The sequence below is a fragment of the Aquidulcibacter sp. genome (assembly GCF_044346625.1).
In the GTDB taxonomy this organism is placed as follows: Bacteria; Pseudomonadota; Alphaproteobacteria; order Caulobacterales; family Aquidulcibacteraceae; genus Aquidulcibacter.
Genome location: NZ_JBIIYV010000092.1, coordinates 1 through 7,914, shown reverse-complemented (window position 1 = coordinate 7,914; position 7,914 = coordinate 1). Strand labels below are relative to the sequence as shown.

Sequence of the window (7,914 nt, the reverse complement as noted above, 5' to 3'; positions counted from 1 at the left end):
AACTCTCGCACCTTTAAGCAATGATCCCATCGTCATGCTCAGCGCAGTCCCCTGAACATGATCAACTCAGCCCTAAACCGGCTACCTCATGACGCCGCTGTTACACCACGCCGTGGGACACGATCTTTATGCTGAAATTGTTGCGCCTAAGTGCTTTATAGATATGCTTTGTGTCGCTTCCCCTAATTCTTCAATCAAGTTTGTTAAATCTTGTTCGCTGTAAGTCCACGAGAATTCCACCCTAACAGTTTTGTTGTTGGATTTAGAAAATTTGGTTATCGTCAAGTTATTACCATCTCCAACTATTCTCCCGTGAGCAATCGCGTTTCTAAATTTTTCAATACGTGAGAAATCAATTTTTTCGGATTTTTTGAGCGTTGAATTGAACTTGCAGCAAACTTGGCTAAAACTGTCATAATTATTGACCGCATTTTCAGTTAACTGCTCTCCAACGGTGAAGGGTCTGAACAGTTGAGGGTCTTGCGTATTTCCGTTGTTTCTTCGGTGAAGTACAAGCCTGAGCATTAACTCAAGAGAACTAAAGTTTAACCAAAATAAGCCAATTTTTGTGTAAAAACTTGAAATATTGCTAACTTCGTTCAAATTTGAGACCTCATTGTCTTATCTGCAAGCCAACGCAATATGGATTTGAAATCTGAAAATTCCAACTGTCGATAAACAGTCCTATGCATGAATAATTAAGCATAAAACTATGGCGGTCGCTATTCAATTTGGGGCACAGCTGTGACGGCGCGAAACCTTGCACCAATGGAACAGTTTCCCACGCTGGGAGTTAAGTACCTGCTTCGCCCTCGGCCCAGCCTGTCAAACATCGGGATACCCTAAAAATGAACAACAAGCTTTTAGCCTGCCTAGGCTTGCTCGCCGTCTCAGTTACGGCCTGCTCCGACAAGTCGAAAAACGAAGCCGCCGAAGCGGGTGACCATGCCGCTGCCGCCGCTCAAGATGCGGGTGCGGCCACTGTTACTGCGGCCGAGGATGTCGGTAACGCTGCCTCTGACGCTGCCACAAATGCTGGTACGGCAGTTGATAACGCCGCCGAGAAAACTGCCGAGGCGGCTCGAAACGCTGCGGCCGATGCCAAGGAGGCGGCTGACAAGGTCGCGCGCAAGACTGAAGCTGCCAAGGACGCCGCCGAGAAGACCCAATAATCTTGATAACAGAGCAATAGGGCGCGACGCGTAGCACCTTGTTGTATCCGTGATTTCCAATTTGGGCCGATTGCTCTAAATTGGACCTATGCCAATCTTGATAATCCTTGGGATACTCGCGCTTCTGGCCTTGATTTTCGGCCCTCAATATTGGGTTAAGAGCGTTATGGCTCGCCACGCCGCCGACAGACCGGATTTTCCCGGCACTGGGGGCGAACTTGCCCGGCACTTGCTGGATGAAGCTGGTTTGGCTGATGTTGGCTTAGAAGAAACACCGGCAGGAACGGATCATTATGACCCGATTGCGCGGGTTGTGCGGCTGTCGCCCAACAACCTCACAGGCCGCTCGGTAACGGCGGTGGCTGTGGCCGCCCATGAAGTTGGCCACGCCGTCCAGCACCGCGACGGTGACGCCTTCTTAGTGACACGCACCAAATGGGCAGGAGGGCTGGCCGGGCTCGACAAGGTTGCCTTCTGGATGCTGATCTCCATCCCTTTGATTGGCATTATCATCAAGTCGCCCGTGATTGCGATGCTGCAAATCGGTGCCCTTGTCGTGCTCATGAGTGGGCGGGTGTTGATGCATGTGCTGACCTTGCCGATGGAAATCGATGCCAGCTTCAAGCGCGCTTTGCCTGTCTTGGAACAGGGCGGGTTTTTGCACGGCGACGATCTCGCCAATGCCCGGCAGGTGCTAAAGGCAGCGGCAGGGACATATGTTGCCAGCGCTTTGGCGACGTTATTGGATGTGATCCGTTGGATCCGGTGACGTTCAATCCAATTGTGCGCGACCTCTATTCCCGCTTCAATACATTATCGACAATCCAGCTCCATGCCGCTTGCGGCTTATAGCGGGCTTTGAGGTCGTCGCGGTCGTATTCGGTGGTGAGCCAGGTCCAGAAGTCGATGCGGCCGGTGGCTTCGATCTTGGCCCATTCGGCCCAGAAGAAGTCGAGAATGCCGGTCTTGGCGGCGCTAATGTGGAGATATTTGAAGCTCAATTGCTTGCGCGCTTCTTCAAGCGGTACGCCCTCAATCTGATAGAGATAAAACACAGCCATGGTGCCAGCCCGATCCGCGCCGGACTTACAATGCATCAGGGCCGGGTATTCCATGGTCTCAAAGGCTTTTTTGGCCTCTAGCAGGCGCTCAGGATAAGGCGCGCCGCGGCTCTCGCTATGCAGGAACACGAGGTTCAGGCCCAATTGCTCGCACGCTTCTTTTTCCAAGACGGTAAAGCTGGCGTCGGTATCGCCGCGCAAGTTCACGATGGTCTTGATGCCAAACTCTTTCCACTCCGCCAATTGCTTGGGGCTGGGTTGGTTTGTGCGCCACATGCGTGGGCTGATTTGATATTTGTTTTGAAAGCGCGCGCGCAAGAAGGCGTGGTCGTTCCACCAATAATCATCTTCAGCGGCTTTGCGGCGTTCAGGTGTTGTCAGGTCAAATTTGGGCACGGGCGCGTCTTTTCGGCTAATCGGATCGCATCTAGGCAGGCCCGCGTTGCCATGCAAGCCTTAGCTGTGGCACCCGCGCACTCGCCTTAAGGCGCAACGCTCGCTATGGAGCGGGGACCATGAGCAAAAAACTCTCGCGCGCCTTCTTTCGTTCTTCACCCGTCCAGTGGTTTTTTGCGGGCTTTCTAGCCGCTTGGATGGCCTTGGTGCGCGCCACGACGCGGTGGACGCTTGTTGGGCAAGAGCATGCCGAGCCCATCTGGACGTCCGGTAAGGGCGTTGTCTGGTGTTATTGGCATTCGCGCATCATGGGCGCGCATTCGATCTGGCCGACCGATGTTCAAAAAATGCTGATGCTGATCTCGCTCTCGCCCGATGGCCAGTTTGTGGCGCGTGCTGCGGAACTGGTAGGCCGCACGGTGGTGCGGGGGTCGTCATCGAAAAAGAAGGCCGATGGCGAGACCGAAGATAAGGGTGCCTTACAGGCGTTTCGTCAGATGCTCAGCCATGCCTCAAAAGGCGGCTGCGTTGGGATTACGCCAGATGGCCCACGCGGCCCACGCATGCGTGCCCAGCTTGGGGCCGTTCGGGTCGCGAAAATGGCGAAAGTCCCGCTTTTGCCTTCGGCCTTCGCCGTAAAGGGCGCGGGCTATGCCAAGAGCTGGGACCGTTTCCATTTGCCGCCTTTGTTTTCGAGCGGGGTGATTATCTATAAGCCTGCCATTGAGGTTCCCGCTAAAGCGAGCGAGGCCGAGATGGAAGCCGCGCGCCTGGCCTTAGAGATCGCCTTGACTGAAGCCATGCAGGAGGCTGATCGCTTGGTGGGTGGCCCGCTGATTGAACCTGCACCACCAGCAGCTCTCGACGAGGCCACGGCGTGACACAGGACCTGCCTTTCTCATTGACGCTCTATCGGATCGCCACACAGCTTCTGGCGCGCTTTATGCCGGGCGTCTTGTCGCGCCGCGCGGCTAAAGGCCGGGAGGACCCGACACGGATTGGGGAGCGATTGGCCACAGCCCCGATTGAGCGCCCGAAAGGTAAATTGGTCTGGATCCATGGGGCCAGCGTGGGGGAGTCGATTGTGGGCCATGCTCTGGCCCAAGAGCTGCGCAAAGCACAGCCCGGTCTGACCTTCTTGTTTACCAGCGGTACCAAGACCTCGGCTGACCTTATGGCGCGCAAGCTATCTGCGCCTGATCTGCATCGCTATGTCCCGGTGGATACGCCCATGGCGACAAAGGCCTTTATCGCGGGTTGGCAGCCAGACCTCGCCATCTTTGTTGAAGGCGAGATTTGGCCGAACTTATTGTTGGCGGCGAAGGAGGCTGGCGTGCCGCTGGCTTTGGTCAATGCGCGCATGACGGCGCGGTCGGTCAAGGGCTGGCGGGGCAGGGCGAAGACGGCAGAGCTTTTATTTTCCCTGTTTGATGTCGCGTTGCCCGCCGACAAGCGCACCTTCGAAGCGCTCAGCCTATTTCGCACAGGGCCAATTGGCACCATTGGCAATCTTAAACTCGCAGCCCCTGCGCCCATTGTGAATGTCAAGGAAGCCAAGGTGCTGACGGCAAAACTGGCCAAGCGCCAGGTCTGGCTGGCAGCGTCCACCCATGAAGGGGAGGAGGCGGTCCTGCTCGCCGCCCATGCAGCTTTGTGCTTGGGGGCACCCGACGCGCTGTTGATCTTGGCCCCCCGTCACCCCGAGCGTGCTCAAGATGTTGAGATTGAATGCCGCAAAAAGGGCTTAGTGCCAGTGCGCCGCTCGGCGGGGCAAGTTCCAGGCCCTCAGACCCCAGTCTGGCTGTGGGACACGCTTGGCGAATTGGGTTTGGCGATGCGGTTGGCACCGGTAACCTTTGTTGCCGGCAGCTTACAGCCCGGCATTGGCGGCCATAATCCGGTAGAGCCCGTGCAGCTTGGCTCCACCGTGATCAGCGCCAGCTTTGTCGGCAACTTCCTCGACCTTTATCAGGCCTTGGAAGATCAGGATGGGGCGGTCATTTTGGATGATCATGCTTCCGATCGTATCGCTTTGACTTTGGCAGGGCTGTTAGGTGACCCAGCGCATCGCGAACGCTTGAACGAAGCTGCGCGTGGCGTGATTGCGCAAGGTGGCCACGCCATGGCGGACACGGTGGCGGCTCTCGTCGCGCTTTTGGGGCGGTCTAAGTCATGAGAGCGCCTGCCTTTTGGACCATACGTTATGGCCGCGATGCCGCACCCATCCTGAGGCTGCTTCTATCGCCCCTTGGCGCGCTCTATGGGGCCAGCGTCGCGCGGCGGATCGCGCAAGCTCAGCCAGAGGCTTTGTCGATCCCAGTCATCTCCATTGGCAATCTGACCGCCGGTGGCACGGGCAAAACCCCATTTTCGCAAGCCTTACGGACTTTATTGGCGGACCTTTCGGGTGGTCCCATTGGCATTGTCTCGCGCGGTTATGGTGGGACGTTAGAAGGACCTGTCGCCGTTGATCCCGGCGTACATGGGGCTGAAGAAGTTGGTGACGAGCCCTTGATGCTGGCGCAAGGTGGCCCTGTCTTTGTCGGGCGTGATCGGGCAGCGGCAGGAAAGCTGGCCGCCCAGCAAGGCATGAAAGCTGTGATCCTCGACGATGGTCACCAGAATCCGGCCCTAGCAAAAGCGATCTCGCTCGTGGTGGTCGATGGTCAGACCGGTTTTGGCAATGGGCATTTGATTCCGGCAGGGCCCTTGCGCGAGAAGCCCGCTATCGGCCTTGCACGCGCCGATGCGGTCATTTTGATGGGGCCGATCTCGGACGATACGCAGGAAGATTTGGAAGGCTATAGCGGCCCCATTTTCGAGGCCACGCTGCAGGCGAAACCTATCGCCATTGAAGGCCCGGTTTTGGGCTTTTGCGGGATTGGTCGACCGGAGAAGTTTGATGCGACGTTGCGCGGCTTGGGCTTGAACCTGGTCGATCTTTATCCGTTTGACGATCATCACCGCTATCGCCCGGATGAGTTGGCGCGACTTGAGGCGGATGCTTTGGCAGCTGGTGCCACTTTGGTCACGACCGAGAAGGATTTTGCACGTCTGCCGCCTGCCTTTGCAGCCAAGGTGCGTGTCGTTCCGATTGAGGCAGTTTTGGCGGATAAGGCAGCCTTTCTTGCCTTTCTGCGCGCTAAACTCGACAGCCATCTCGGGCAGGATTAGGATTTTCCCATGACAGCAGGCCGTCGCGAGTCCGTCTTCAAGCGCATCGAATCTTGGGCGTTTCACACTTATTGGAACCGCATTAGCCGGATGTCCTTGGACGAAGCCTCTAATGCGGGCGCTGGCTTTGCCCGACGTCTTGGCCCGATCACGAGTGCGCATAAAACAGCGCGTTACAATATGCGCTTGGCCTTCCCCCGCATCACCGCCGCCGAAGAGCGCGAGATGCTGGACGCTATGTGGGACAATTTGGGCCGCGTCGTGGGGGAGTTCCCACATCTGTCCGCCATGGGCCTGTTTACGCCCGACAGCCGGGCAGAGTTTGACGGCTTGGACATTCTCGACCGCTATGTGGGAACGGGCAAAGCCGGCGTCTTTGTCTCGGGCCATTTTGCCAATTGGGAAGTTATGCCCGCAGCCATTGTGCGGCGCGGGGTTGATTGCCGAGTTACTTATCGGCCAGCCAACAACATCTGGGTTGATGACACAATTGTCAAAGCCCGTGCTGACTATGGTGTGCGCCTATTTGCGCCGAAGGGGCCATCGGGTGGGGTCAGCCTGATGCGGATCCTCGCCAAGGGCGGCTCTGTCGCCATGATGAACGACCAGAAGTATGAGACGGGCGTCGAAGCTCCGTTCTTTGGCCATATGTGCAAGACCGCTGATGGGCCATCCCGCCTAGCTTACCGCTTCCAAGCACCCTTGCAGACCATGACGGTCAAGCGCCTGTCTGGGGCACACTTCAAAGTTGATATTCAAGAACCCATGATGATGGACTTTGATCTGCCGGTGGATGATGCGGTCGAGGCCTCGGTCCTGCGGATCAATCAATTCATGGAAGAAAACATCTTAAAAGCGCCCGAACAATGGTTCTGGGTGCATGCGCGCTGGCCTAAAAAGGCGTGGATCGACGCGGGGGTGATGGACTGATCATTTTTTGATTGGCCAATCTATGTGTCAGGTCTAGGTTAGAGATATGGACCGCATCGAAGCCTTGAAGTATCGCGCAGGGGCGACAGCTAAGCTGGCCTTTTATGCTGCTCATTATGGCCTCTCACGCGCAACGTCGGCCCCGTTTGATCGGCCAGGTGACACACCTTTCAGCTCCGACAAGCCTAAGCCAGATTTAGCCCGCATGCGCCAAGCCTATATGGCGGCCTTTACCCAAGATATGGCCAATATTGATGCTGGGCTTTACCTTGCCCCACAGGCCAAAACCGAACTCGCTCAGACACGCAAAAGCTTTGCCTATCTGCAAGATGTGCGCGCGATTGATCAGCGTCGCTTGGCCAAGAATGGCGTCGAGGTGCGCGATGAGGGTTTGGGGGAGGGGTTTCCCGCTTATTTCCGTCAAAATTTCCATTGGCAAAGTGGCGGATGGCTGACACCCGAAAGTGCGGACCTCTATGACTTTCAAGTCGAGACGATTTTTACGGGCTCCGCTGGCGCGATGCGGCGGTCTACCGCTTTAGCGTTGTTGGCCAAAAGCCTGAAAGGCATCGACCAGCGCACCACGACCTGCGTTGAGCTTGCGTGCGGGACTGGGCAATTGGCGCGCGAAGTCATGCGCAATTTCCCACGTTTGCGCTTCACGGCGCTGGATATGTCGCCACCCTATGCGGCAGCGGCCGCTAAGGCCCTATCGCCCTACCGAAGCGCCACGGCCATCAGTGGTGCAGCGGAAGCGACGCCATTTGATAGTGCCAGTGTGGACCGGGTGCTGTGTGTCTATCTGTTCCACGAATTACCGCCCAAGATTCGCAAAGCCGCGGTGACAGAAGCTGCGCGCATCTTGAAACCCGGTGGCATTTTTGTGCTGGCAGATGCGCTCCAGACGGGCGATGATCCCAATCTCGACCGCCTGTTGGATGCTTTTCCCGTGGGCTTTCATGAGCCTTTCTTCAACACTTATCTGACAACCGACCTAAAGGCCCTGTTCGATGCGGCAGGCTTTGATTTTGTTGAGGGTGCACAAGCCTTTTTGACCAAGGGCTGGATGTTTCAAAAGCGTGTTGGGTGAGGGGGTACCTTGCACATGTCATCCCCGCCGAAGCGGTAGCGGAGAGCGGGGACCTCAGGGGACTTTGCGGCTTGTGGTCCCGGATCGGCTG

At 56.7% G+C, this 7,914-nt stretch carries 9 protein-coding genes; 7 read left to right on the top strand and 2 right to left on the bottom strand.

The features are described 5' to 3' along the window. Window positions 1–126: 126 nt before the first annotated feature. Window positions 127–603, bottom strand: coding sequence for a hypothetical protein (locus ACIQ20_RS14775; protein WP_395781608.1), 477 nt, complete (start codon window positions 601–603; stop codon window positions 127–129). 245 nt (window positions 604–848) lie between these two features. Here ACIQ20_RS14775 and ACIQ20_RS14770 point away from each other — a divergent pair, with 245 nt between their 5' ends. Then, on the top strand, window positions 849–1,172 hold the full coding sequence (locus tag ACIQ20_RS14770) for a hypothetical protein (RefSeq protein ID WP_395781606.1): 324 nt from the start codon (window positions 849–851) through the stop codon (window positions 1,170–1,172). Window positions 1,173–1,260: 88 nt separating this feature from the next. Next, on the top strand, window positions 1,261–1,941 hold the full coding sequence (locus tag ACIQ20_RS14765; protein WP_395781604.1) for a zinc metallopeptidase: 681 nt from the start codon (window positions 1,261–1,263) through the stop codon (window positions 1,939–1,941). A gap of 25 nt (window positions 1,942–1,966) precedes the next feature. Here the strand turns inward: ACIQ20_RS14765 and ACIQ20_RS14760 are convergent, their stop codons facing one another. Continuing rightward, complete coding sequence (locus tag ACIQ20_RS14760) at window positions 1,967–2,629, bottom strand: protein tyrosine phosphatase (protein WP_395781602.1); 663 nt, start codon at window positions 2,627–2,629, stop codon at window positions 1,967–1,969. 119 nt (window positions 2,630–2,748) lie between these two features. Here ACIQ20_RS14760 and ACIQ20_RS14755 point away from each other — a divergent pair, with 119 nt between their 5' ends. From ACIQ20_RS14755 to ACIQ20_RS14735, 5 genes are read left to right on the top strand one after another with little or no spacing between them, the layout of a single operon-like run. Further along, window positions 2,749–3,510, top strand: a complete 762-nt coding sequence (locus tag ACIQ20_RS14755) for a lysophospholipid acyltransferase family protein (protein ID WP_395781600.1) — start codon at window positions 2,749–2,751, stop codon at window positions 3,508–3,510. Continuing rightward, window positions 3,507–4,805, top strand: a complete 1,299-nt coding sequence (locus tag ACIQ20_RS14750) for a 3-deoxy-D-manno-octulosonic acid transferase (RefSeq protein ID WP_395781598.1) — start codon at window positions 3,507–3,509, stop codon at window positions 4,803–4,805. The genes ACIQ20_RS14755 and ACIQ20_RS14750 overlap by 4 nt, the downstream gene beginning before the upstream one ends. Continuing rightward, on the top strand, window positions 4,802–5,803 hold the full coding sequence (gene lpxK / locus ACIQ20_RS14745) for a tetraacyldisaccharide 4'-kinase (RefSeq protein WP_395781596.1): 1,002 nt from the start codon (window positions 4,802–4,804) through the stop codon (window positions 5,801–5,803). The genes ACIQ20_RS14750 and lpxK overlap by 4 nt, the downstream gene beginning before the upstream one ends. Before the next feature lie 9 nt (window positions 5,804–5,812). Continuing rightward, on the top strand, window positions 5,813–6,733 hold the full coding sequence (locus ACIQ20_RS14740) for a lysophospholipid acyltransferase family protein (RefSeq protein ID WP_395781594.1): 921 nt from the start codon (window positions 5,813–5,815) through the stop codon (window positions 6,731–6,733). A gap of 46 nt (window positions 6,734–6,779) precedes the next feature. Then, window positions 6,780–7,823 carry a class I SAM-dependent methyltransferase gene (locus ACIQ20_RS14735; protein WP_395781592.1) on the top strand — a complete coding sequence of 348 codons (1,044 nt, stop codon included), beginning with the start codon at window positions 6,780–6,782 and terminating at the stop codon, window positions 7,821–7,823. Window positions 7,824–7,914: the final 91 nt, after the last annotated feature.

Coding starts and splice junctions, on each gene's coding strand:
- lpxK (WP_395781596.1), top strand. CDS start 4,802: ATGAGAGCGCCTGCCTTTTGGACCATACGTTATGGCCGCGATGCCGCA.
- ACIQ20_RS14735 (WP_395781592.1), top strand. CDS start 6,780: ATGGACCGCATCGAAGCCTTGAAGTATCGCGCAGGGGCGACAGCTAAG.
- ACIQ20_RS14755 (WP_395781600.1), top strand. CDS start 2,749: ATGAGCAAAAAACTCTCGCGCGCCTTCTTTCGTTCTTCACCCGTCCAG.
- ACIQ20_RS14770 (WP_395781606.1), top strand. CDS start 849: ATGAACAACAAGCTTTTAGCCTGCCTAGGCTTGCTCGCCGTCTCAGTT.
- ACIQ20_RS14765 (WP_395781604.1), top strand. CDS start 1,261: ATGCCAATCTTGATAATCCTTGGGATACTCGCGCTTCTGGCCTTGATT.
- ACIQ20_RS14740 (WP_395781594.1), top strand. CDS start 5,813: ATGACAGCAGGCCGTCGCGAGTCCGTCTTCAAGCGCATCGAATCTTGG.